The sequence below is a fragment of the Sphingomonas sp. BK235 genome (assembly GCF_004345855.1).
In the GTDB taxonomy this organism is placed as follows: domain Bacteria; phylum Pseudomonadota; class Alphaproteobacteria; order Sphingomonadales; family Sphingomonadaceae; genus Sphingomonas.
In genome coordinates this window covers 38,561-63,269 of sequence record NZ_SLXN01000010.1, presented here as the reverse complement: position 1 = coordinate 63,269, position 24,709 = coordinate 38,561, and the positions used below count along the sequence as shown (strand labels likewise).

Sequence of the window (24,709 nt, the reverse complement as noted above, 5' to 3'; positions counted from 1 at the left end):
GCTGATGGCCGTTCGCGTGTGCCGACGAGCGTGCGCGATATTGAGGTCCATCGTGTGAGGAGGACACTCATGCAGAGCAGTTGCGCCGCGGGTGGACGGATACTTGCTGGTCTCATAGCTCTGGTCGTCAGCGGAGGGGCCAGCGCGCCTTCTACGGCGCCGTCGGTTAAGCAGATCGGCGAAACGATTCGCGACCGCTTCATCCGTTCCGCCCGCGCTTGCGGCGCGACCCTGCCGTTCGTCCCGGCGGTCGCCGTCAACCCCACCAAGTCCATCGACGTGCATTACTCGTTCGACGACCGGACCGTACATCTGACCGATTGGGCCAACCTCGATGCGGAAAGCCGCGCCGCGATCACCGCTTGGTCGGCGAAGGGGACTTTCGGCTTGCCGCCGGAGGGCATGTACCGGGAAATGTTCAACAGTTTCATCGTCCCGCACGAACTCGGCCACTACCTCCAGGATATCGCAGGAAGGTGGAAAGGCATGAGTCGCTGGAACGCCGAACTGGAGGCTAACCGGATCGGCATCGCCTTCTGGGCGCTCCAGCGAGGTCCGGAGGGCAACGTGGAGGCGCGCGTCGAGAACATCACCCGCTTCCTCGATGGCGTTCCATCGCCTGTCCCGGCGGGAGATACGCCAGAGGCGTTCCTCAACCGCCATTACGAAGCCTTCTCGCGCGGTGAACCCGGACCACTTAACGCGATGAACTACAGCTGGTTTCAGGCGCTGATGTTCAAGACAGCGCTTCGCGAGCGCCGCCAGCACCCCTTCTGCAAACTGGTGGCACTGAACAAGGCAGCTTGATTTGCCTTAACGACTGTCCCGAAAACGATGCTGTCTCGACCTTCCGTCCTAAAACGATCGCGCCGTCAAACGAAGAAGCTCGCATTTTACAAGTAGCGCTTCGGTACTCGACTCGCCGCCATTCCCTTTCCCGCACGCGCAAGTAGAGTGAGCGCATGAAGCTTCGCCCTATCCTCGCGATCGCGTCGGTCACCGTCGCCTCGATCGGCGCTGCGCCGCCGCCAACTGCGATCCACTTCAACCAGCTCGGCTTCCTGCCCGACACCGCCAAGCGCGCGATCGTCGCCGGCCCCTCGACCACCCCGCTCCGCTGGACCGTGCGCGACGCCCGCGGCGCGACGGTCGCCGCGGGCGAGACACAGGTGATCGGCGACGACGCGGCCTCGGGCGACCACGTCCATCTCGTCGACCTCGGCCGGGTCACCGCGCCCGGCACCTATCGCCTCAGCGTCGGCGGGCAGACCAGCCGCCCGTTCGCGGTGGGCGCGCGCGTCTATGCTCCCTTGGCCGCGGCCGCGCTCCACTATTTCTACCACACGCGCGCGGGCATCGCGATCGAACCGCGCTACGCCGGCGATCCGCGCTGGGCACGCGCCGCCGGCCACGCCAAGGAGGTCGCACCGTGCTTCTCCGGCGCGGACGAGCGCGGCCTGCGCTGGGCCGGGTGCGACTATCGCCTCGACGTCACCGGCGGCTGGTATGACGCGGGTGACCACGGCAAATATGTCGTCAACGGCGGCATCGCGTCGTGGACGCTGCAGGACCTCTACGAGCGCGAGGCGCGCACCGGCCGCTTCCCCTTCGCCGACGGTCGCGGCAACCTGCCCGAGAGCGGCAACGGCGTCGACGACCTGCTCGACGAGGCGCGCTGGGAGATGCGCTTCCTGCTGGCGATGCAGATCCCCGACGGCGCGCGTGCGACCGTGCCGGTCGGCGCCCCCGACGGCACGGGCGCGCCCGCCTTCCGCACGATCGACGCCGGCGGCATGGCGCACCAGAAGGTCGCCGATCGCCGCTGGACCGCGCTGCCGACCCGCCCCGCCGACGACCGTGAGGACCGGCTGCTCTACCCGCCGACCACCGCGGCGACGCTCAATCTGGCGGCGACGGCGGCACAGTGCGCGCGCATCTGGCGCAGCATCGATCCTGGCTTCAGCGCGACCTGCCTCGCCGCCGCGCGCCGCGCCTATGCCGCCGCGCAGCGCCAGCCGCAGGTCTATGCCACCAACAGCTTCACCGGCAGCGGCGGCTACGGCGACGACGACGTGAGCGACGAATTCTACTGGGCCGCGGCCGAACTGTACGCCACCACGCGCGAGCCGGCTTTTGCCGCGGCGCTGCGACACTCGCCGTGGCACGCCGCGCCGGTGCAGGCGCCCGACTGGGGGCATGTCGCCGCGCTCGGCACGATCACGCTCGCCACCGCCGCGGGCGTGCCGGCGAGCGCGGCGACACCCGCGCGCGCCGGGCTGATCGCCGCGGCCGACGGCTTCCTCGCCGAGGAAGCGCGCAGCGGCTATCGCATCCCTTATGCCACGCTCGATTATCCCTGGGGATCGAACGCGGTGATCCTCAACCGCGCGATGATCCTCGGGGTGGCGCAACGCCTCACCGGGGCGACGCGCTACCGCGACGGCATGGTCGATGCGATGGACTATGTGCTCGGCCGCAACCCGCTCGACCAGAGCTATGTCTCGGGTTTCGGCGCGCGACCGCTGACCAACCCGCATCACCGCTTCTGGGCGCACCAGCTCGACGCCAATTTGCCCGGCCCGCCGCCCGGCGTGGTCTCCGGCGGCCCCAACTCGACCGCGATGGCGGACCCGATCGCGGCCAAGATGAAGGGCAGCTGCGCGCCGCAGCGCTGCTGGACCGACGATATCCGCGCCTATGCGCTCAACGAGGTGGCGATCAACTGGAACGCGCCGCTGCTCTGGGTCGCTTCAGCGCTGGACGAACCGCGCGCGCGCCCTCCGCGCCGCCGCTGACGAAGGAGCCGCGCATGGGCTGGTCGCCGACACGACGCGAGGGACTGGCGGCGCTCACCGCCGCGCTGGTGACGGGGCCCGCCTTCGGCGCGAGTGGCGCGCCCGGGCTCGACGCGGTCGCACGCCGGCGCGGCCTTCGCTTCGGTTCGGCAGTGTCAAGCCGGCCGCAGGGCGCCTCGGCGGACAATCCGCGCTACGCCGCGCTGCTGCGCGCCGACTGCGGCGTGCTGGTCGCAGAGAATGAGATGAAGTGGCAGCACCTGCGCCCCGCCCCCGATCGCTTCGACTTCGCCGCCTTCGACCGGATCGCCGACTTCGCGACCCGCGAGCACATGACATTGCGCGGGCACAATTTGCTGTGGCAGAGGCGCAAGTGGATGCCGCGCTGGCTCGAGGCGCATGATTTCGGCGCGCGTCCCGCGACCGAGGCGGCGCGCCTCCTGCGCGACCATATCGAGACCGTCACGCGCCGCTACGGCACGCGCATCACCAGCTACGACGTCGTCAACGAGGCGGTGACGCCCGAGACCGGTGCGCTGGAGGAGACCGCGCTCAGCCAGGCGCTGGGCGGGACCGAGGCCACGCTCGACCTCGCTTTCCGCACCGCGCGCGCCGCCGCCCCGCACGCCGAGCTGGTCTACAACGATTACATGAGCTGGGAGCCGGGCAATGCCGCGCACCGCGCCGGCGTGCTGCGGCTGCTGGAGGGATTCCGGAAGCGCGGCACACCGGTCGATGCGCTCGGGCTGCAATCGCACATCGTCACCGCCGGCAGCGACACCGCGGCGAGTGCGCGCGCCTATGAGGGGGAGTGGCGGCGCTTCCTTGATGCGGTGACCGCGATGGGCTATCGCCTGCTGATCACCGAGTTCGACGTGCGCGACAACGGCCTGCCGGTCGAGGTCGCCGCGCGCGATCGCGGCGTGGCCGATTACGCACGCCGCTACCTCGACGTGACGCTGAGCTACCCGGGGCTGCGCGACGTGCTCGCCTGGGGGCTGTGCGACCGATTCAGCTGGATCGGGCCGTTCGAGCCGCGTCCCGACAAGGCGCCGCGGCGACCCTGCCCGTATGACGTCGACTATCGCCCCAAGCCGCTGCACGAAGCGATAGCGCGCGCGCTGGCGGAGGCGCCCGCGCGCGCGTGATGCGCGACGATCGCCCGCCGGAGCGAGGTCCGGCGGGCGTGCTCCTCAGTAATTGGCGCGCAGGATGATCGAATAGCGCCGGTCGTTGATGAAGTAGGAGCGTGGCGCGAGATCGTCCGAGCCGCCCTTGTACGCCTGGAGCAGCTTGGTCGTCGTGTTGGTCAGGTTGACCCCCTGCACGCCGAGCTTGACCCATCTGTTGAGGTTGATGAAGGCCGAGGCATCGAGCTGCCCGGTCGCGTCGTTGAAGATCGACGTATAGGGGAAGATCACGTCCGCCGCGGTGAGCAGGAAGCGCGAGCGCCAATTGTACGCGGCGCGCAGCGAGACCGGCCCCTTCTCGTAGAAGGCGGTGGCGTTGACATTGTGCTTCGACAGCCCCTCCAGCGGCAGACTGCCCTTGGCGATCGTCGAGTTCGACGAGGGCGTGCCGCCGTTGAGGAAGGAATTGGGCAGGCCCGAACTGTCGATATAGGTGTAATTGCCGTTGAAGCCGAGGCCGCTGAGGAAGCCCGGCAGGAAGTCGAAGGTCTGCTGATAGGCTACCTCGAAGCCCTTGATCTTGCCCTTGCCCTCGTAATTGGCGGGGCCGCGCGCCTGGATGTTCTGCGTGATGCCATTGTTGGTGACCGAACGATTGACCAGCGATTGGTAGAAGAACCCGTCGACCGTCTTGTAGAAAGCGTCGAGCGAGATCTGGCCGACGCGACCGAAATACCATTCCACCGTCGCGTCGAACTGCCACGCGGTCGCGGGCTTGAGATAGGGATTGCCGGCGTTGATCGTCACCGTGCCTGAGCCCGGCTCGAGCGCATAGGTCACGTACGGCCGGATATTGGCGAAGTCCGGTCGTGTCAGCACCTTGGACGCGGCCAGTCGCACGATCAGGTCGCGCGTCACGCCGAGCTTGAGGTTCGCGCTCGGCAGCCAGTAATTGTAGCTGTTCGTGAAATTCGCCGGCTGCGAGGCATAGCCCGGCGTCGCGAAGGTGCGCAGCCGCTCATATTCGGTCTCGCCGAGGTTGCACACGCCGCCGGGCTGGGTGACCTGCGTGGTCCCGTCCGGCAGCTGCCGCGTCGTCGCGACGCAGCGGGTGGAAAAGGGATCGACCACGCCGAGCTCGTTGCGGTTCGGCACCGCGGTCTCGGTGCGCGACTGCACCGTGGTCCGCACGTAACGGACGCCGACATTGCCCGAGAGCCGGATGCCGCCGAACACGGGCTCGTTGTTGCCGAACTGCACCATGGCATAGGCCGCGCTGTCCTGCTGGGTGACGTTCGACACCTCGGACGGGAGGAAGTCGGTTCCCGCGATCGCGCCGACGCGCTGCCCCGCGGCGAGGAAGCGATTGGTCGCGGTGGCGCCGTTGGTGTTGCGCCAGATATCGTTCTGCGACTGGAAGAAGCTCGTCGCCCCATTATAATCGCCGATCAGGTCGCCGTTGTAGAAATAGGCGCTGGGCGGCGGCGCGGTCTTGCCGCGGTAGAAGTTGTCGAACGTGTAGAGCGACGAGCGGCTGGTGTCGCCCTGGTTGAAGGTGACCGGCGCCCCCGACCAGACCTCGCTGATCGCTCCCCAATTGTAAGCGGTGTAGCGCACGTCCTGCGTTCGCTCGGCGTAGCGCGCACCGAACTTGACGCGCTGGAGGAAGTCGCCGTCGTCGAACTTGTACGCGAAGTCGCCCTTGATCTGATATTCCGAGCCGACGCTGTGCTCGATATGGTCCATCGCCGCGCGCCAGAACTGGAAGTCGCGGTTCTGAAAATAGTCGGAGTCGCTCGCCGCCGCCATCGTCGGATTGGGGCTGGCCCAATTGGCCGCGAGCGTCAGCGGCTTGTGCGGGATCACCACCGGGATCTTGCCGGTGAGGTCGAGCTCCGAGTCGGCGAAGGTCGAGCCGAACACGCTCAGGTCGGTGACGTCGTGCTTGGCGTAGGTATAGTCCGCGTCGAGGTTGATCGACCAACGGTCGTCGGGGTTGATCTTCAGGTTGAAACCCGCGTCCTTGACCAGGTTCTCGTCGTACACTTGGCGGCGCGACAACGACTGCTGCATGCCGCCCGACGGGACGGTGGTGGTCGCCGATCCGCTCGAGGCGGTGCGCCAGCCGTTGCCCGGCAGCGTGATGAAGCCGCTCTGGAACAGCCCGCTGTCGTCGTAGACGAAGTTCGGATACGGCCCGCCGCCGGGATTGTAGCCGTTGCCGCGCTGGTTCGCGCCGAACTGGAACTGGCCCGCGCCGTTGAGCTGGCACTCCGCGCGCGTGGTGCTGTTGCCCGCGCCGTTGAGCGGACCGTTGCCGTTCTGCTGACAGCCGGCCGGATAGGTGTTGTACTCGGAAAGATCGGGCGCGGTCTCGAACGTGTGCTCGCCCCAGGCGCTGCTGGAGTGGGTGCGCAGGAACTGCGCGGTGAAGGTGGTGCGCTCGTCGGTGCTCTGCCACTGCACCGCCAGCGCCTGGCCGTCGCGCTTGCGATCGTAATCCTGGCTGCGGAACTGGCCGCCGATCGGCGCATAGGTCAGCGCGGTCGGATCGGCATAGCCGTCCGCGCCTGCGGTGCCCTGCGCGCCGCAGACATTGGCCGGGTTGGGGAAGGACGCGCCGCCGACGCCGTTGACGGTACCGGGCAGCAGCGTGAAGCCGTCGGTGGTGCCGGGCAGCTGATTGCGGCACGTCACCGTGGTGTTGGTGCCGGTGCCGGTGGCGGCCTGGACGCCGTCGCGCGTCTGGAAATTGGTGACCTGGATGCCGTCGGCGCGGCTCTTCAGCCGCGAGTAAGAGGCGTTGGCCAGGATGCCGAAGCGACCGATCGGCGTCTCCCAGGTGTTCGACACCAGCAGCGAGCCCGTCGGCGCCCATTTCTTGGCAAAGTCGCCGTAATTGGCCTCGATCCCGCCGCCGATATGGAAGCCCTTGTTGTCGAACGGCTTGCGCGTGTTGAGGTTGACCGTGCCGGCGAGCCCGCCCTCGATCAGGTCGGCGGTGGCGTTCTTGTACACCTCGACCGAGCCGAGCAGCTCGGACGGCACGTCGGCGAAGTTGATCGCCTGCCCGCCGATACCGGCCGAGAAGGTGTCGCGCCCGTTGAATTCGGAGCGGACGAAATTGAGCCCGCGAACGTTCACACCCGAGCCCTCGACCGAGAAATGGTCCGGGTCGTTGTTACCGGCGAAGCGATTGATCGACACGCCCGGCACGCGCTGCAGCGCCTCGGTGACCGAGCGGTCGGGCAGCGCGCCGATGTCCTGCGCGGTGATCGCGTCCACGACGGTGTCGGAGTTGCGCTTGATGTTCTGCGCGTTGGCGAGGCTCTGCCGGATGCCGGTGACGACGATGTCGTCCGCACCCGCCGCGTCGGTGGCCGGTGTGTCGCCGCTGCTCTGGGCCGCGGGATCGGATCCCGGCGTGTTCGGCGAGGTCGCCGCGCCAGCGGTGTTCTGCCCCGTCGCGGGACCGGTCTGCGCGAAGGCGGGCGCGGCCAGCGCGACGACGCACATCGCGGTCATCGAGACCCCGGCCAGAACGCCACCGCTACGAAGTCGGGTATGGCCGCCACGGGCAGGCCGGTCCTCGATGATCATCACACCCCCTCCTAATAATCATATCAAGATGTCTCTCCGCGGCGGGCGCGTGGCATCTTCCATCAATCGGTACGACCGCACCGGCCGCACCGCAATCGAAATGTCGGCGCTATCATTTTTCATGTCGGCCTGTGGCTTTCCGGCATTCCCGTGACGGCCGCTTGCGCTATGACTCGGTCGATCGCGACGCCGTCTCGGACGCTCGCGGCGCGGAGTGGAGGCCGATGGAGCGATCGGAGCGGCAGCGCGTGGTGGTGGTCGGCGGGGGAACGTCCGGCTGGATGACCGCGGCCGCGCTCGCCAAGCTGCTGCCGGCGCGCTGCACGGTCGATCTGGTCGAATCGGAGGCGATCGGGATCATCGGCGTCGGCGAGGCGACGCTGCCGCACATCCGTGCCTTCAACGAGCGGCTGGGCGTCGCCGAGGCCGAGTTCATGGCGGCGACCCGCGCCACCTTCAAACTGGGGATCGAGTTCCGCGACTGGGCGCGGATCGGCGACAGCTACATTCACCCGTTCGGCACCTTCGGCCGCGGCACCGGCGAGGTGCAGTTCCATCATTATTACACCCGGCTGCTGCACGCGGGCGTGGCATTGCCGCCGATCGAAGCCTTCTCGATGGCCTGCTCGCTCGCCCGCGCGAACCGGTTCGGCGCGCCCTCGGTCGACCCCCGCCAGATCGCCTCCACCTTCGGCTACGCCTATCAGTTCGACGCGGTGGCCTTCGCGCCCTATCTGCGCCGGCTCGCGGAGGGCCTCGGCGCACGTCGCACCGAGGGCCGCATCGTCGACGTCGCACGCGACCCGCTCAGCGGCGACGTCACCGCGGTGGTGCTGGAGGACGGCCGCCGCGTCGAGGGTGACCTGTTCGTCGACTGCTCGGGCTTCGTCGCGCTACTGATCGGCAAGACGATGGGTGAGCCGTTCGACGATTGGTCGCGCTGGCTTCCCGCCGACCGCGCGGTGGCGCTGCCGTGCCGCACCGCCACCGCGGTGACGCCTTACACCAGCGCGATCGCCATGCCCTCGGGGTGGCGCTGGCGCATCCCGCTCCAGCACCGCACCGGCAACGGCTATGTCTTCGCCAGCGACTTCCTCGACGAGGGTGCCGCCGCCGACGCTTTGGTGGCCGCGGTGGAGGGCACGCCGCTCGCCGAGCCGCGCGTGCTGCGCTTCAAGGCGGGACGGCGCGCGCGCAGCTGGGTCAACAATGTCGTCGCGATCGGGCTCGCCTCGGGCTTCCTCGAGCCGCTCGAGTCGACCAGCCTGTATCTCGTCCAGCAGGCGATCACCGCGCTGGTCGAGCTGTTCCCGGAACGCCGGATCGCCGCGGCCGACCGCGACGAGTTCAACCGCCTCGTCAACATGGAATATGATCGCGTCCGCGACTTCCTGATCCTGCACTATCACGCGACCCAGCGCGACGACTCGCCCTTCTGGGCCTACGTCCGCAATATGGAGATCCCGGCCAGCCTCGCCGAGAAGATGGCACTGTTCCGCCGCCGCGGTCGCGTGGTGAAGTATCGCGAGGGCGCCTTCCTCGATGCCAGCTGGGTGTCGGTGTATCTCGGCCAGCGCGTCCTGCCCGACGGTCACGACCCGCGCGCCGACGGGCCGCCCCTCGACAGCCTTGCCGCAGGCATGGAGCGGCTGCGCGGCGAGATCGCGACGGCGATCGGCGGGATGGCGGATCACCGCGACTTCCTCGCGGGTTACTGCCCGATGCCGGCGGCGGCGTGACGATGCTGGACGACCCGATCCGCAGCGTCGCGGTGGTGGGCGGTGGCATCGTCGGCTGGTCCGCGGCGCTGGCGCTGCGGCGGCGCGTGCCGGGACTGACGGTGACGATCCTCGCCAGCCCCCCCGCCCCCGACGCGCTCGCCGATCGTATGCCGCAGACCTTGCCCTCGACGATCGGCTTCCACGACGACCTCGGCCTGCGCGAGGAGGATGCGGTGGTGCGCGCGGGAGGCACGTGGCGGCTCGGCACGCTGTTCGAGGGCTGGGTCGAGGGCCTGCCGCCCTATGTTCATGCGTACGGCAGCTACGGTCGCCCGTTCGGCACCGCTTCCTTCCACCAGCACTGGGTCCGCGCCGCGCGCGCCGGCGCCGCCGCGCCGTTCGACTCGCACGCCCCGGCCGCGGCGCTGGCGCGCGCGGGCCGGGTGGGGACGGGCGCGACCGATCCGCTGCTCGGCGACGTCCAGCCCGGGCTGGTGCTCGACGTCGAGGACTATCGCGCCATGCTCGCCGCCTTCGCGCGCCATCTCGGCGTGGGCGTGCGCGAGGGATCGGTCGCCGCGGTCCGGCTGCGCGGCGACGACGGCTTCGTCGAGCGGCTCGTGCTCGACGACGGCGCGTCGCTCGAGGCCGATCTCTACGTCGACGCCAGCGGGCCGGGCGCCATCGTCCGCGGTGCGATCGATCAAGAGCGCGAGGACTGGTCGGCGTGGCTACGGTGCGACCGGCTCGTCACCGGCGAGGGCACGCCCGCGCCGCTCTCGCCGCTCGACCGTGTCACCGCGACGGACGGCGGCTGGCGCTGGCGCAGCGCGGCGCCGGGGCGGACGCTGCACGGCCTATGCTACGCCGGAGCCGCGCTGAGCGACGCGGCGGCCGGCAAGGCGCTCGCCGCGGCGGGCGCCACCACCATCGCCGCCCCGGTATCGTTCCGCCAGGGCACGCGGCCGGCGCCCTGGGCGCGCAACTGCGTCGCGGTGGGGGACGCCGCGACGGTGATCGAGCCGCTCGACTTCACCAACCTCCACCTCGCGCAGAGCGCGATCGACCGGATCGTCGCGATGCTGCCCGGCCGCGCCTGCCACCCGCTCGAGCTCGCCGACTATAACCGCCAGACGAGCGCCGAGGTGGCGCGCGTGCGCGACTTCGTGCTGTGCCACTATGCCACGGCGCGGCGGCCCGGCGCCTTCTGGCAGCCGCCGGCGGCGCTGCCGGAGAGCCTCGAGCGCACGCTGCGGCTGTTCGCCGAGCGCGGTCGCCTTTCCTTCTTCGAGGAGGAGACGTTCGCGCGCGACGACTGGCTCGCGCTGCTGCTCGGCCAGGGCGTCCTGCCGCGCCGCGTCGACCCGCTGATCGACGTCACCGCCGCGGCCGACAGCGACCGCGCGATGGCGGCCTATCGCGCCGCGATCGCGCAGGCGGTGGCGCGCTGCCCCACCGCCGACGATTATCTCGCCACCGCACGGGGACGGCTCGCCCGATGAACGAACATACCATCCGCCACGTCGTCATCCTGGGCGGGGGCACCGCGGGCTGGATGGCCGCCGCGGCGCTGTCGCGCTTCCTCAACAACGGCGTGACGCGGATCACTTTGGTCGAATCGGAGGAGATCGGCACCGTCGGCGTCGGCGAGGCGACGATCCCGCCGCTGCTCACCTTCAACCGCATGCTCGGCATCGACGAGCAGGACTTCATCCGCGCCACCGGCGGCACCTTCAAGCTGGGCATCGAGTTCGTCGACTGGGGCGGGCTGGGCGAACGCTACTTCCACCCGTTCGGCGCGCACGGCCACGATCTCGGCGGGGTCCACTTCCACCAGCTCTACCTGCGCGAGCGCCAGCGCCGGGTGATGCACGACATCTCGGCCTGGTCGATGAGCGCGGTCGCGGCGCAGGCGGGCAAGTTCGCCCCGCCCTCGCCCAGCGCACAGTCGGCGGTGAAGGAGTTGCTCTACGCCTATCACTTCGACGCCGCCCGCTACGCCGACTTCCTGCGCGGCTATGCCGAGCGCAACGGCGTGCGCCGGGTCGAGGGCAAGGTGACCGCGGTCGCGCAGCGCCCCGAGGACGGCTACGTCACCGCGCTGCGGCTGGAGGACGGCCAGGTCATCGCGGGCGAGCTGTTCGTCGACTGTTCGGGCTTTCGCGGGCTGCTGATCGAGGAGACGCTCGCCACCGGCTACGAGGACTGGCGCCGCTGGCTGCCGTGCGACCGCGCGGTGGCGGTGCCCAGCGCGCTCGCCGGCGACCCCGACCCCTATACCCGCGCCACCGCGCGCGGCGCCGGCTGGCAATGGCGCATCCCGCTGCAGGAGCGGATGGGCAACGGCCTGGTCTATTGCAGCGACTATCAGTCGCGCGAGTCGGCGGAGCGCGAGCTGCTCCACCACCTCGAAGGCGCGCCGCTCGCCCAACCGCGCCACCTCGCCTTCACCACCGGACGGCGCGTCTTGGCGTGGAACCGCAACGTGGTCGCGCTGGGGCTCGCCTCGGGCTTCGTCGAGCCGCTCGAGTCGACCTCGATCCACCTTGTCCAGTCGGGCATCGCCAAGCTGATCGCGCTGTTCCCCGACCGTCGCTTCGCCGCGGTCGAGCGCGACGAATATAACGCGCAGATGCACGAGCTGTACGAGGACGTGCGCGACTTCGTCATCCTGCACTACAAGGCGACACGGCGCGACGACACGCCCTTCTGGGAACGCTGCCGCACGATGGACGTGCCCGCGAGCCTCCAGCGCAAGATCGACCTGTTCCGCGCCAAGGGCCGCGTCTTCCGCGAGGGGCGCGAGCTGTTCGCCACGACGAGCTGGGTCGCGGTCTGCCTCGGCCAGCATATCGTGCCCGACGAGCACGAGCCCGCCGCCGACGCGCTCGACGAGGAGCGCGTCGCCGAGGCGATCGAGCAGATGCGGCGCGATTATCTCGCCGTGGCGGACAAGCTGCCGCGGCACGGCGATTTCCTTCGCCATATCGGCGCCGCCACGGCACCGGCCGCCGCGCCCCCGCCCGCCGCGCCGGATCCGGGGCCGACCTTCTCCTTCGCCTCCGAGACGCCGTTCAACTTCTCGGCCGACCCGCTGTGAGGGCGGACTCGATCCGCCGCGTCGTGATCGTCGGGGGCGGCACCGCGGGATGGATGGCGGCCGCCGCGATCGCGCGCGTGCTCGGCGAGATCCCCGGCCTGTCGATCGAGCTGGTCGAGTCCGAGGCGATCGGCACCGTCGGCGTCGGCGAGGCGACGATCCCGCAGATCGTGCTGTTCAACAAGATGCTCGGCATCGACGAGGCCGAGTTCCTGCGCGAGACCCGCGCCACCTACAAGCTGGGGATCGAGTTCGTCGACTGGCTCCGGCCCGGCCATCGCTACGTCCACCCCTTCGGCTTCTACGGGCTCGACATGAAGGGGATCGAGTTCCACCACTTCTGGCTCAAGGGCCGCGCGCTGGGCGACGACACCCCGCTCGACGCTTACTCGCTCGCGGTGGTGGCGGGTTTGCAGGGCCGCTTCGCGCACCCGCGTCCCGACCAGCCCGGCTCGCCGCTGTCCAAGCTGGGCTATGCCTTCCAGTTCGACGCCGGCCTGTACGCGCGCTTCCTGCGCCGACTGGCGGAGGCGAACGGCGCGCGCCGCACCGAGGGGCGGATCGTCGCGGTCGAGCGCGACGGCGAGAGCGGCCATGTCGCCGCGGTGGTACTCGAATCGGGCGCGCGGGTCGAGGGCGACCTGTTCCTCGACTGTTCGGGGTTCCGCGGGCTGCTGATCGAGGAGACGCTGGGCACCGGCTTCGAGGATTGGCGCCACTGGTTGCCGTGCGACCGCGCGGTCGCGGTTCCCTGCGCCAACGGCGGCGACCGCCAGCCGCTGACCCGCTCCACCGCGCGCGCGGCGGGCTGGCAGTGGCGTATCCCGCTCCAGCACCGCATCGGCAACGGCTATGTCTACGCCTCGCAGCACCTCTCCGACGATGAGGCGGCGGCGACCTTGCTCGCCAACCTCGACGGCGCGCCGCTGGGCGATCCGCGCCCGCTCCGCTTCACCGCCGGGCACCGCCGCCGCGCCTGGGTCGGCAACACGGTCGCGCTCGGCCTCGCCGGCGGGTTCCTCGAGCCGCTCGAGTCGACCAGCATCCACCTCGTCCAGTCCGCCATCGCGCGGCTGCTCACCTATTGGCCGACGCGCCGCTTCGACCAGCGCGAGATCGATCGCTTCAACGCCGCCCACGTCGCCGACTATCGCGACATCCGCGACTTCCTCGTGCTCCACTACAAGGCGACCGAGCGGCGCGACTCACCCTTCTGGGACTATTGCCGCACGCTCGAGCCGCCGCCCGGGCTCGCCGACAAGCTCGCGATCTTCGCCGCCAACGGCCGCATTTTCCGCGAGGGCGACGAACTGTTCACCGAGACGAGCTGGCTCTCGGTGATGGTGGGCCAGGGTATCGCCGCCGGCGGCTATCACCCCGCCGCTGACCTGCTGAGCGATGCCGAGACGCTGGCGCGGCTCGATCATATCCGCCGCGTCGTGGCGGAGACGGCGGCGCTGCTGCCGCGGCAGGATGATCACCTGCGCGGGCTCGGCTGCGAGCTGGTCGGGCTGGCGGCGTGACCGCGCCGCTGCCCGAGCTGACCGGCGTCGACCGGCGCCGCTTCGAGGCGGAAGTGCGCCCCGCCGCGCGCCCGGTGGTGCTGCGCGGCATCGCGCGCGACTGGCCGGCGGTGGTCGCCGCGGGCGAGTCCGCCGAGGCGGGCGTGGGCTATCTCAAGCGCTTCAGCCGGCCTGCGCCGGTGCCCGCGATCCTCGGCGAGCCCGGGATCGCGGGGCGCTTCTTCTACACGCCCGATCTCAAGGCGCTCAACTTCGTGCGCGGGCAGACCCCGCTCGATCCCTTCCTCGATCGCCTGCTGCGCGACCGCGCCCACGCCGAACCCTATGCGATGGCGATCCAGTCGGTGCCGCTGCCCGAGCTGCTCCCCGGCTTCGCCGAGGCCAATCGCTGCGCGCTCGTGCCCGACGGCGTCGTCCCGCGCATGTGGCTGGGCAACGCGATCCGCGTCGCCACGCACTATGACCTGATGGAGAATGTCGGCGTGGTGGTGCTGGGGCGGCGGCGCTTCACCCTGTTCCCGCCCGAGCAGATCGCCAACCTCTACATGGGGCCGCTCGAGCTGACTCCCGCGGGCACGCCGGTGAGCCTGGTCGACCCCGACGCACCCGACCTCGAGCGTTTCCCGCGCTTCGCCGACGCCCTGCGGACGGCGCAGAGCGCCACGCTGGAACCGGGCGACGGCATCTACATCCCGTTCCACTGGTGGCACGCGGTGGAGTCGCTCGATCCGGTCAACGCCTTCGTCAATTACTGGTGGAACCCGGCGCCGGTCGGGCTGGGCAACCCCTATGACGTGCTGCTGCACGCGCTGGTGGCGATCGCCGCGCTGCCGGCGGACCAGCGCGCGGCCTATCGCGCGGTGTTCGACCATCTCGTCTTCCGCCCCGATGGCGCGCCGGCGGCGCACCTGCCGGACGACGTCAAGGGCGTGCTCGGCCCACTCGACCCCGGCACTGCCGCGCGCATCCGCGCGACCTTGGTGGACAGCCTGGGACGATAGTCTCCTCACGGATCCTCCCCGTGCCGGGAAGGATCCTCACGCCCGCCCGCCGAGCAGCCGGATCAGAAAGCCGCGCAGCCGCTCGGTCCTTGCCGCACTTCCCGGGCCGAGGATGCCGCGCGCGGCGGGCGGCAGGTGCGCCGCGGCCTGGTCCGCGTCGGGCGAGAAGACATAATGGTCGAACCAGCCGCGCCACGCCGCTTTCTGCGCGGGCGGCAGGTCGCGCACGCTCATCAACGCGTGGATCAGCGCGCCGAAAGGCGAGGCGGTCGCTTCCTGCTCCCACCAGTAATTGACGAGGACGTTGAGCGGATCGAGCGCGCGCACGTGATGCCACCAGATCGCCGGGATGAAGAGCGCGTCCCCTGGCCCGAGCTCGGCGACCAGGGCGTGGCGTCTCGCCTCGGCGAAGCGCGGGTAGCGCGCCAGATCGGGCGAGTCCGGGTCGACCATGCTCGACGGCGGTCCGGCCATCGTGTGATCGAGCGGGCCGACGTACAGGTTCGCGATCTGATCGGGCGGGAAGAGCGTGAACCGCCGCCGGCCGTGCACCACGCAGGCGATGTTGTTCGACTGGTCGTAGTGGGTCGCGACCTGGGTGGCATTGCCGATCCACAGCCGCGCGGGCGCGTCGCCCGTCGGCAAGCCGAGCGCATTCTCCTCCTGCCAGCCGGGCAGATGGTCGGGCGCGGTGGCCGCATTGGCGTAGAGCGCGTGGGGCGCCGCTATCCCCTCCTCCGCGAACCGGACCAGCTCGCCGAGCAGCTGCCCCAGCGCCACGGTCTGGCGCGTGAAATTGAAGCCGCTCAGCGTCTCATCGTAGAAGAAGCGGCCCTCGATCGCGGGCGCGCCGATCATCACGTCCAGCGGCCGCCCGCCGCCGAAGCGCGCGAGATAGGACGCCATCGCACGATCTCCCTGCGCGCCGGCACGTACCGCGGCCCAATGGCTCACCTGCCCGCGCAGCACGATCGGGGCATAGCCTGCCGCGATCTCGCGCGCGAACGTGGCGGCGTCGACCGCCGGCGACTCGGTGACGAAGCTGATCGGAGCGGCGACGCTGGCCATGTTCGCGCACTACCTCCGAAACACGCAAAAGACGAATCGATGTGGCGCAGGTTTGCCCTTGGACCAGCTTCTCGCAGCAAGGTGAGGAACGCGAGTACCTTGTCGTTCTGGAGGCTCTTCCTTAGAGTGGCGCGAACGCACCCTCCTTCAATACCGCCCGCGCTCGTCCGAAAGGTGCAGCCTTTTGACAGACTTATCAGTGAAGCCGGCAGTGCGTCATCGATGAAGCCGTCACCAGAGTCATGTTGACGAAGTCGGTCGCAACGCCTTCCGGGCACGCGCAAAGGACTCTCGGCATGAGCGGACGACAACGCAGGTCAGCGTTCGTGGCGGTTCAGTGCTGATGACCTCCACCCACAACGGCATGTGGCAACAATTGTCGGACCTACAGCCTAACCAAGCACCAAGCTCAAGTTTTCTGCCACTTTTAACTTGGCCTTAACGACTGCCGCTACGGCCCTGATCGCGGCGGCATCGGCCGTTGCTGCGTGAAAATAAGCGGACGCGGCGCCTGTCCGCTAAAGGCGAGGACCATTCCCGGTCATCCAGGCCAACCTGACGCCCTCTCGATGTCGGACGCTTGTTTATCCCGCCGCTCTGACCATCCAAGAGCGGCTGGCAGATCGGGAAAGTCGGCTTTGAACGCAAGGATCGAGATGCAATCCGCGTGCTCCCGGCGCTATATGGCAGCGCATAGGAGAAAGCGCTGATGTCCTTTCGTGTTCTGGGCCTTGATCCCGACCAGTTCAGCCACCTCTACGGTCTATCGGACGCCGACCTCACTGCTGCCGGAGCAACGCGATATGTCGTTGACGCGATGCCGGGCTACCCCGACCGCGTCGAAGTTCGCGATCTCGACGTGGGTGAGCGGGCAATCCTTCTCAACTACGAACATCAGCCAGCGAGTACGCCTTATCGCTCCCGCCATGCGATCTTCGTTCGCGAAGGTGCCAGCCGAGCGTTGGATGTCGCGGATGTCGTACCGAAGGCGATGCGCATGCGCACCATCTCGCTCAGGGCCTTCAGCGATGATGGCGAGATGGTCGACGCCGACCTCGTCGACGGCGACGCACTCGTACCCCTAATCGAGCAATTCTTCAGCAATCCCGCGGTTGCCTATCTGCACGCACATTACGCGAAGCGCGGATGCTACGCCGCGCGGATCGTCCGCGCCTAGCGTCTCGCGCGTTGAGGCTTTCCGCCTCTGAAGGCGAGACCCATCACCGGTCACTCTGACGCCCCTCCGCGCTTCCCAACTCCGGCCGCTCGTTCATCACGCCGCTCGAGCCCTTCGGGCGTTCCGCGCAGCTGTCGGGCTGGCCTGATTTGACAGGTTAGCGGACGCGTAAGGTCTTCTCGGGAACGACTTGAGACACTTTAAGGATAGGTCCGCTTGTATAGTGGCAGTAACCGAGAACCATCATCGCGTTCGGCCATTCAGTCTCGCACTGACCGACTACGCCGATTATCGTGTGGCGTTTGGCGCGTTTCGGAGCGTGCTCAAGAACCTCATCTCGAGCATAGATGCCGATGCGATGACCTTCGAGCGAGCGAGTCGAGTTTGATCCTCTCGCATTGCCGTGAGATGCCCTACCAAAAAGGGCGCGGCTCACCCAGAAGCCCTCTACTGCGATACAGGCGCCGGTCAGCTTATCATTCTCCGCCAGCACGGCATCGAAAGACACGCTTTGCGCGCTTTCTCGGTTGCACTTCGCTGGATCAGACCACGCTCCAAGTACCACATCGTCGAAGCCAGGAGCGTCTGCGACAGATTGCGCGGAAGCGGCCGTTCCGAGAACCGCAGCGGTCATTACCATGAGAAGATGAGCGAGCATGGCTCAACGTAGCATGCGCCTGAGCGCCCGCTAGTGGGCGCTTATGGAGTGGCCGCTTCTGGCGGGGCCGAGTCAGCGAAAGAGATCAAGCACACCAACGCTGTTCATAAAGTGAAGTGCGACCGGAAGTAAGAAAAAGGCGGAAGCTATCTTCAAAACTACGCTCGGGCGCCTGGTCTTTCCTAAGCGATAAGCAACCGCAAGAGCACCTAGGCCATACAAAATTGGCAAAGCCGCTAATGCACGACTGCTGGATGACTCGGCCCGGTACACGCCCACCGCTATGATCAGGCTTAAAATGGCCGAGAAGCATAACAAAAGGCGCGTGAGGCTTGTTCTATCAAGCCACTTATCAAATTTATCCTCTGCGGATACTGGCTTCGCAATCCAACCCATAGCTGGAATATGGCTTGGTGGACGTGAGGTCACAACGTTCGAGTTTGGGCGCTAGCTGCCGCTCGTATCCGCCTCGTTGCCGACAAAACCGAAGCGCAGATCCGTCATCGCCTTCATGCCGCTGAGGACACAGTCGACGCGCCGCTGCTGCTCCACGCTGGCTTCACCTGGTTGAACCAACGGCCGTATCGCCACCGCCCGGGCGGTCTCGGCAACAAGGCCGATCACGCCCCGCGCCTCACATCTTGCGAGAAGCTCGTCGAGCCGCTGCTGTGTGGCCGCGCGATCGCTGGCCGTGGCGGCGAGGAGCATGAGTGACGCGATGCTCATCGTAAGACGGTAGCTCGGCTAGTTGCCGTGGCAAAGTCCGTTTCTGGGGCAAGAAACAGACGTGCGCGTTCGCATTTCAAACGCGCCCGCTCCTCCCCTCGTGGCGAGGACACATTTCACGATAGTCAGGCGCCGTCCCTCGACTTTCCCGTTTCGGTCAGTCGTTCAGTAACCCAACTCGTCCGGACTTCGAGTTCGGCGCCCTCATGCTGATGGCGGACCTCTCCTGATCGGTGTGCCGGTGTGAGCCAGCCCCGGTAATGAACGATAAGCCCGACCAGTGGCAGTTCGATCGGCACATCGAAGCTGAACCTGCCCTGCGCGTCCTCTGTCTCGCGCGCGGCGGAGCGGGGCGCGAGCGCCAAGGGCAAACCGACGCCCAGACACGACCAACCACTCATGGCCATGCGGAGCCCAACCCCTTCGCGGATCAGCGCGAAGTGAAAGCGCAGTGGGCCGAACCGCTCGACCAGCTCCTCGCCGCACTGGGTCATCCGGCTGCGGAAGCGCCGTCCGTTGAAGTCGCGTGTCCAGAGCTCCTCCCCGTCCCGCTCGGAGAAGGAGACGTGCAACGGGTGCTCGCCCGCGGGCGGAAAGCCGATGACGGCGGCGATCAGCCCCGCGAGCGGGTTGCCGCCACGCGTTACCGTCGCGTGACCGGACGCGCCTCCGTCGCGCAATACCGCGTGCAGCTCGCGAACGGCAGGCGAGAGCCGGTCGAACTCGGCACCCATCAAGCGCCGATAGAGCGGGTCGGGCTGGGCGATCTCGCGGGTCTCATGCCGTACCGCCAACCGCGCGAACTCGGGCGCGAACTCGGCCAGCGACAGCTCCTCGCCCGCGTCGCGAGCACCGGGGCGGCAGGCGCCCTTCAGAATGCGCTCGGCCAGGATCACGGCCGCGAGCGTCGGGATCTCCGGCCCATCCCCCTTGTCGGCGATCAGCGTCCAGCGCCGCTCCACCCGACGACCCGCCGTGACGCCGAACGCGCGCACCACCATGCCGGAGCGATCACCGCCGAGCCTCGCGGTGAGGTGCTGTAGCGGCAGCAGCCATCGCGCCAGCGGCCGAAGCGATCCCCCAAACCAGCGAACGGGCCAGCTCGCCAGCCATAGCGCGAGGTTCTGGAAGCCGAGCTCGGTGCCGGCGCGGAACACGACCATGGGCTGACCCGCCAGGCGCGCGGGCAGCAGGACCAGATCAGGGACATCGGCGAGCCCAGTCCAGCGTCTGTCGAGGGAGGTACCGTCAGCAAGCTCGAACCCCTCGGGGCGCATGTCCTGCCAGCCATGGCCGATACCCGAACGGCCGCCTCGCCACAGCGGGACCGGCTGTCCCACCGACGACAGGATCGCCGTCGCGACCGATGGTCCGGCCGCCGCCTGATTCGACGCGCTGATCGCGGCTTCGACGGCGCTGACGCGCTCCATGCCGTCGACCAGATGGCGCGCGACGGCGCCGGAAAGGGCGGGCACGCTCGAGGCGCCCGAGATGATCGGGACGTCCGCTCGGACCGCGTCGATACCGGTGACAAAGGCGCGGTCGTCCGCCAAGTCGAGATACGGTATGCCCAGCGCCGCGCAGGCGATCGGCACACGATAGTCGCTGCCCTGGAACGGCCCCGCGGCATCGATGACCAGGTTCGGTCGCTCGGCCGCGAACAGCGCGGTCAGATCGCCGTTGCGATCGGCGGCCAGCGGGCGGCAGCCGGGAACGCCATCGCAGAACCGCCTCGCTTCGGATAAGCGGCGCCCAGCCACGACGACCTCGTGCCCGGCACCGGCGAGCCGACGCGAGAGCCGGCCGCCGAAGCCGCCATAGCCGCCAAGCACCAATATCCCGCTCACAACACCCGGTCACGGTCCGCTGGGGACGGGAGCCAACATGTCTGCCGACGTCCGAACAGGCGGTAGCGGTTTCGCGCCACCAGCCGATAAGGCGGATCGCGCAGTGCCTTGGGCACCAGCCGCAAGAGACCGGCCGCCCGCCAGGGCCAGCCCAGGCCGGCATAGATCGCCAGCACCGCGTCGGAGTCGCGCAGCACCCGGTCGCCGTCGACGACCAGGATGGTGTCGGGGTCGGCGGGATCGACGCCATGCCGCTCAAACAGCGCGCGGCCTACCTCGCCCTGCATCGAAGCCAGCATGAAGCGGCGCTGCCGATCGTGGCGCAGCACGAACTGCGCGTTGGCGCTGCACAACACGCACATGGCATCAAACAGGATGATCGCCGGCCGCCGGTCCACGCGCAGCAGCAAGCCGATCACGGGCGAGTTGTCCAGCCGGACCGCGACCGCGCGCTCGATGGACCCAGGATGAGGCGTCTCGGACCCGCTGGCCCCTCGCAACTCCCGTCGCTCGTTCATCGGCGCGGAACGCGTCAAGGGTAACGCTAAGTTCTTGATTTGAATCCTAGCTAGGAGAGGAGAAATCATTGCACGACGCCGATTGATCGATAGGGTGCGTGCATGTTTGGAAACGCTCATTTGGATCGGGTGCGGGAAACCTTTTCCGATCAGTTCTCGCGTGATGGGCACGACTTTATATACCGCAGGTCACAGAAGGGTCCGGCCATTCGCGTCAGCAAGTTGGAACGGGACGAGTTCCTGGCGGCGTTCAACAGGCGCATCCGCATCGCGATGTGGTCCACGATGTCGTCGACAATAATCTTCACACTGCTGCTTGTGTGGCTGGTTCCGGATACAGCAGGTCCCGACGCGCAGAGGGCAACATGGGTCGGGGTCGCGGCAATTGTCTCGTTATTTACGGGATTATTCTACCGGGCGTGGAGCGCCCCATCACGCGAGCTAGAGCGCAGAAATCCGGAAGGTCCGCCTTTAAGCAAAAAGGAAGCGCGCGAACTCACCTATGCCAAAATGACCTACGGGCAACTTGCGCTAGCGGCCCTTGTGGGCGCGGGTTTCGTCCTGAAAATGTCGATGAGGGAGGATGTCCTTCATGGATCAGGGTTATTTTGGGTACCGTTCGGAGGTGCGTTGATGCTCCTCTCCGTAGTTCAGGCCGTTCGGAAGTGGCGCTTTAATCACCATTGAGCACCTGCGTCCGGCAAGTCAGCTGACTGACGCATTCGGCCAAATTCGTTCAAAAGCGATGACCCGAGAGCGGTCACTCAAGCCCTCCCGTCTGCCTCCCACCTTCGGCCACTCATTCATAGCCGTGCTTGAGCCCTCAGGGCGTGCCGAGGAGTGATCGATTCGGCTTGCCTTAAGGGTGATAGCTATCAAGGCATGCACGCGCTGGTCGTCACTCGCCATAACTCTTCTGGCGAGAAGCAGAGGCCGAACGATCAGGCAATTCGCTGAATCTGGCGCCTTCGCCTTCGACAGGCGCGACTTGGATGCGACCGTATCAGGGGCGAGTTCGTCGACCTTCTGGTCCGGCTTGCGCCGCGGGCCGTCGAACTAACTTCAGGCCGCGTGCGCCGGTCGGCGTAGGAATTGGTAGCCGATCCAGACCTGGACCTCGGTTACGTTCTCGAAGCTGACCTCCGGATGAGCCAGCTCCTCGCGCGGGAACGCAATCGCATAGTCGCCCCCCGCACCTCGCCCCCAGAAGGCCAGCTGAGCAGGTTTGGTGTCCGCGAAGTCCGTGTCCAGATCGATCGCGGTTTCCAGCGGAGCCGACCGTCCCAAGCTCGTCGTCGTGCGCGGCTGCAGCACCGCGACGTGGGCGGGCTGATCGGACGCGACCGTCTGCTCGTAGCGCGACCCGTGCGTGATATCGCAGGAGATGACGTCGTTGCGGAGCGAGGCGCCGATGAACGCCACCGCGATGTTGCGGGCCTTCGTCTCCACCCGGTCGTCGGGGAAGTCCGAAGTTTCTACTCGGAACGCGAAGCGACGATCTTCCTTCAGAGCGGCTATCGAGGCGGCGTCGGTGAACGAGAGCCGCAGCACGTCCCTGCCGCGGTTCGGATCGGAGATGAAGTCGAGGTACCGTCGCTCCATTTCGATCGGCTCCATCAGCTTGCTCCAAGACCGGACCATGCGATCCGCAAGCTCGGCCCCGGACATCTGACCCTCAAGGTAACGGACCGCCACGTCGGGTCCCAGCGAGCCTGCGTCCAGCAGCACGCTCCGGGTCTCGTCGCGAAGCGTGATGATCTCGGCCGCGCGCTGGGCCTTGAAGGCCAACGTAAGCAGGACGTCCATCTTCGCGCCGGCGATCTGGACCGCGGTGTAGGCCAGAGAACGCACGGCGGCCTCCCTGCGATCGACGCTGTCGCGCAACGACGCCGCGGTGCCCGCCAGAGCAGTAGCCTGATCTCGCTGCACAGTGACCGCCTCGACGCGCTGCTGGGTGATGCCAGCCCTGCGCTGCGCGAGGAGAAGTTCATGCGCTGCCTCCGCGCCCTCCTTGACCAGCGCCACCTGTTTGGCGTTGTCCGGAGTTGAGACCGCCGATATCTTTCGAATGACGTCTACGAGGTTCACGACCGCCTGACCGGCCTTCACGATCTCGCCAATCTCCTTGCCCACCTCCTTGCCGGCCTTGGTCACCGCTTCCAGATCCGGCTTCTCGCCGGCGAACAGCGCCTGTCCGATTGGCTCGGCATTGTCGATCACGGTCTTCGTTAGGGCGATCATCGAAGGCACTAGGCCGACCAGACTCGTTCCTGCGGTCGGAATGGCGGCAACAACGCTCACGACCGCCCCAGCGATGCCCGCCAGCGTACCCCAGATCGATCCACCGGCCGTCTGCAGCTCTATGCGCTGGCGCTCGAGCTCCTCCATGGCCGCCTTGATCTCCGCCGTGGCGCGGTCGGCCTGCTGCTGACGGTACTCTACCTCCTTGGTCGCATCCGCGGCCTCGCTCGTCGCGATGCCCAGCTCCCGCGAGGCGTTGGTCGCTGCCGCCTCGGCGGCACGAGCCTGCTCGTCGGCAAAGCCGCCGAAGATCGACACCGCCTCGCCCATCAGAGCGGCGTCCGTGCTGATCGAGACGAAATGCAGGTCGAGGGCGGCGAAGCTAGTGAAGGCGCGCTGATACTCCTCGAAAAGCGGTATCAGGTCGTAGTCGCGAGACATGCCTAACACGTTCAGACCCCCGACCTTGCGCCGGTTGCGGTCGGCAGCGGCCGCAGCCTCGGGAGCGCCGGCGAGCTGGTCGAGCAGCCGCGCACCTTCGACGTTGTCGGGTTGGAACTCGAGGCAGGCGAGAAGTTCGCTAGCGGCAAGGACGCCTTTGCCCGTGTCGGCGCCAGGCTGGAATTGACGGTAGAACTGACGTCCCATCTCCAGGCGGAAGGGCGCCCAGAAGTTCGCGTAAACGTCGTAGACGTTGAGCACGGAGCGCATGCCCTCAACGAAGTCGGCGTGCGACAGCAGCGTCGACGTTGCGTTCGGCCCGGCGCCGTCCACGCCAGCCTTGCCAAAGCCCGAGTCCTCGGGAAGCTCGATCGGCACCTCGGGTTGAGGCGTATTGACGCCGTCCATACCGGCGTTGCCGGGAGAGCCTCCGGGCCCTCCCGCTCCGCCGCCGGCCGCGAGGCTCAGCCCGATCGGCTCCTCGAGGCCGAAGTAGCTCACCTGTCCGCCAGCGCCGCCAGCCCCGCCGTCGCCGCCCCGTCCGCCGCCCCCTCCAGCCGACCCGAGTTGGCTGGCGTTCTCCGGATCGGACGGGCTGATGTACCCGTTCACGCCTCGACCGCCGTTCCCGCCGGGGCCACCCGCCGCTCCCCTGCCACCGGCGACGGTGACGCTGAGGTTGTTCGAACGCCGGCAGTAGAGCGTGACAGCGCCACCTGCCCCCCCGGGCTGGCCGGCTCCGCCCTTCTTCCCGGGACTACCCGCCTTCGGCCGCCACGGGCGTCCCGGCAAAGGTGGTTCCGCGGCGGGGCCGTCGTCCCCCCTAGCGCCCACAGCCGTACCGTTCTCTCCTGAGGCATCGAGGATGCCGCCGGTCCCGTCGAACTCGTCGGCCATGACCACGAGCGTACGCCCGCCTGCCTTTATCCTCGCCTGACCACTCGCGAAGGTGATGCGACGGGCGAGAAGATAAACGGGTCGATCGACCGGCTGCGACAGGATGAACTCCTGCATGCCGGCGTCCAAAACGATCTCGTCGCGGATGTATGGATTTTGCGGCATCGGCACCCCCACCCAGTCTCGAACGCTTTCGGGAATAGCATAAAGCTGCCGTCATCATCGTTGAAGCCGATGCTGAAGACGAGCGTGGAGATTTCCAACTA

17 protein-coding genes are annotated in these 24,709 nt (G+C 68.0%); 10 read left to right on the top strand and 7 right to left on the bottom strand.

Annotation, left to right across the window (positions count from 1 at the left end; all coding sequences use genetic code 11):
* Nucleotides 1–69: 69 nt before the first annotated feature.
* The 3 genes from EV292_RS19455 to EV292_RS19445 all read left to right on the top strand — a co-directional run bounded on the left by EV292_RS19455 (nt 70) and on the right by EV292_RS19445 (nt 3,943).
* Nucleotides 70–807: a hypothetical protein gene (locus EV292_RS19455; RefSeq protein WP_132910926.1), complete on the top strand. Its 738-nt coding sequence runs from the start codon at nt 70–72 to the stop codon at nt 805–807.
* 155 nt (nt 808–962) lie between these two features.
* A complete protein-coding gene (locus EV292_RS19450) occupies nt 963–2,795 on the top strand; it encodes a glycoside hydrolase family 9 protein (RefSeq protein ID WP_132910925.1) in 1,833 nt (610 codons plus the stop codon).
* Between the two features lie 14 nt (nt 2,796–2,809).
* Complete coding sequence (locus tag EV292_RS19445) at nt 2,810–3,943, top strand: endo-1,4-beta-xylanase (protein WP_132910924.1); 1,134 nt, start codon at nt 2,810–2,812, stop codon at nt 3,941–3,943.
* Nucleotides 3,944–3,988: 45 nt separating this feature from the next.
* Here EV292_RS19445 and EV292_RS19440 read toward each other — a convergent pair whose 3' ends face one another.
* Nucleotides 3,989–7,525 (bottom strand): TonB-dependent receptor, encoded by a 3,537-nt coding sequence (locus EV292_RS19440; protein WP_243693871.1) that lies wholly within the window; start codon nt 7,523–7,525, stop codon nt 3,989–3,991.
* A 224-nt stretch (nt 7,526–7,749) separates the two neighbouring features.
* Here EV292_RS19440 and EV292_RS19435 point away from each other — a divergent pair, with 224 nt between their 5' ends.
* The 5 genes from EV292_RS19435 to EV292_RS19415 are packed head-to-tail and all read left to right on the top strand — an operon-like array spanning nt 7,750 to nt 14,870.
* Nucleotides 7,750–9,264: a tryptophan halogenase family protein gene (locus tag EV292_RS19435; RefSeq protein ID WP_132910923.1), complete on the top strand. Its 1,515-nt coding sequence runs from the start codon at nt 7,750–7,752 to the stop codon at nt 9,262–9,264.
* 2 nt (nt 9,265–9,266) lie between these two features.
* Nucleotides 9,267–10,748: a tryptophan 7-halogenase gene (locus tag EV292_RS19430; RefSeq protein ID WP_132910922.1), complete on the top strand. Its 1,482-nt coding sequence runs from the start codon at nt 9,267–9,269 to the stop codon at nt 10,746–10,748.
* A complete protein-coding gene (locus tag EV292_RS19425; protein WP_132910921.1) occupies nt 10,745–12,346 on the top strand; it encodes a tryptophan halogenase family protein in 1,602 nt (533 codons plus the stop codon). Before EV292_RS19430 ends, EV292_RS19425 begins: the two co-directional genes overlap by 4 nt.
* Nucleotides 12,343–13,869, top strand: coding sequence for a tryptophan halogenase family protein (locus tag EV292_RS19420; RefSeq protein WP_132910920.1), 1,527 nt, complete (start codon nt 12,343–12,345; stop codon nt 13,867–13,869). Before EV292_RS19425 ends, EV292_RS19420 begins: the two co-directional genes overlap by 4 nt.
* Entirely contained in the window at nt 13,866–14,870 is a 1,005-nt protein-coding gene (locus EV292_RS19415; RefSeq protein WP_243693870.1) for a cupin-like domain-containing protein, read from the top strand. The genes EV292_RS19420 and EV292_RS19415 overlap by 4 nt, the downstream gene beginning before the upstream one ends.
* A gap of 36 nt (nt 14,871–14,906) precedes the next feature.
* Here EV292_RS19415 and EV292_RS19410 read toward each other — a convergent pair whose 3' ends face one another.
* On the bottom strand, nt 14,907–15,938 hold the full coding sequence (locus tag EV292_RS19410; protein WP_132910919.1) for a cupin-like domain-containing protein: 1,032 nt from the start codon (nt 15,936–15,938) through the stop codon (nt 14,907–14,909).
* Nucleotides 15,939–16,647: 709 nt separating this feature from the next.
* Here EV292_RS19410 and EV292_RS19405 point away from each other — a divergent pair.
* Nucleotides 16,648–17,115 carry a DUF1203 domain-containing protein gene (locus EV292_RS19405; RefSeq protein ID WP_132910918.1) on the top strand — a complete coding sequence of 156 codons (468 nt, stop codon included), beginning with the start codon at nt 16,648–16,650 and terminating at the stop codon, nt 17,113–17,115.
* Between the two features lie 157 nt (nt 17,116–17,272).
* On the opposite strand, the gene EV292_RS19400 is transcribed toward EV292_RS19405, so the two are convergent.
* The 4 genes from EV292_RS19400 to EV292_RS19380 form a co-directional block, all read right to left on the bottom strand.
* Nucleotides 17,273–17,623 carry a hypothetical protein gene (locus tag EV292_RS19400; protein ID WP_165927193.1) on the bottom strand — a complete coding sequence of 117 codons (351 nt, stop codon included), beginning with the start codon at nt 17,621–17,623 and terminating at the stop codon, nt 17,273–17,275.
* A gap of 597 nt (nt 17,624–18,220) precedes the next feature.
* Nucleotides 18,221–18,481 carry a hypothetical protein gene (locus EV292_RS19390; protein WP_165927192.1) on the bottom strand — a complete coding sequence of 87 codons (261 nt, stop codon included), beginning with the start codon at nt 18,479–18,481 and terminating at the stop codon, nt 18,221–18,223.
* Nucleotides 18,482–18,624: 143 nt separating this feature from the next.
* The gene (locus tag EV292_RS19385) at nt 18,625–20,331 is read right to left on the bottom strand and encodes an SDR family oxidoreductase (protein ID WP_207913489.1); all 1,707 of its coding nucleotides are present in this window, start codon (nt 20,329–20,331) and stop codon (nt 18,625–18,627) included.
* Nucleotides 20,332–20,342: 11 nt separating this feature from the next.
* On the bottom strand, nt 20,343–20,765 hold the full coding sequence (locus EV292_RS19380) for a thiol-disulfide oxidoreductase DCC family protein (protein ID WP_243693869.1): 423 nt from the start codon (nt 20,763–20,765) through the stop codon (nt 20,343–20,345).
* A 201-nt stretch (nt 20,766–20,966) separates the two neighbouring features.
* Here EV292_RS19380 and EV292_RS19375 point away from each other — a divergent pair, with 201 nt between their 5' ends.
* On the top strand, nt 20,967–21,551 hold the full coding sequence (locus tag EV292_RS19375; protein WP_132910913.1) for a hypothetical protein: 585 nt from the start codon (nt 20,967–20,969) through the stop codon (nt 21,549–21,551).
* A gap of 375 nt (nt 21,552–21,926) precedes the next feature.
* Here EV292_RS19375 and EV292_RS23395 read toward each other — a convergent pair whose 3' ends face one another.
* Nucleotides 21,927–24,608, bottom strand: a complete 2,682-nt coding sequence (locus EV292_RS23395) for a hypothetical protein (protein WP_165927190.1) — start codon at nt 24,606–24,608, stop codon at nt 21,927–21,929.
* Between the last annotated feature and the right edge of the window lie 101 nt (nt 24,609–24,709).